This window comes from Bacillus sp. JJ1127 (assembly GCF_036965845.1).
Taxonomy (GTDB): Bacteria; Bacillota; Bacilli; order Bacillales; family Bacillaceae_G; genus Bacillus_A.
Genome location: NZ_JBALQK010000450.1, coordinates 1,930 through 2,309, shown reverse-complemented (window position 1 = coordinate 2,309; position 380 = coordinate 1,930). Strand labels below are relative to the sequence as shown.

Here is a 380-nt window from a genome sequence, read left to right as displayed (position 1 = left end):
GTCTCTAACTAATTTATAAATATCTCTAAGTTCTTGCAGAAAACGATTCCGTGTTTCTTTTTGAATTGAAATATCCTTTTTATCCCATTCCTTTATCTCCAAATTATTAGATAATAGTTGAGAGTATTCAACTTGTGTAAGCTTTTCTTTATCTACGTCAAGGATACCTGTTGTTAAATTAAGTAATGATTTGTTTTTTTGAGTTAGTAGACCATTTGGTTCATTAATCTTTCTGTACTCGGTTTCTAATTTTATTTTTAACGAATTTAGTCTTTTCAATTCTAATTCTTCTTTATTTGTGTCAAATAGCTGAGATATAGAATCCATACGATCCTTTGCGTTTTTTTTCAAGAAATACGTATTTTCTTCTTGTTGAACAT

General features: G+C 27.9%; 1 protein-coding gene. It reads right to left on the bottom strand.

Going from position 1 to position 380, the window contains the following annotated elements; genetic code table 11:
• The coding region (locus tag V7183_RS25800; RefSeq protein WP_335361316.1) for a hypothetical protein at positions 1–380 on the bottom strand (380 nt) is incomplete at both ends.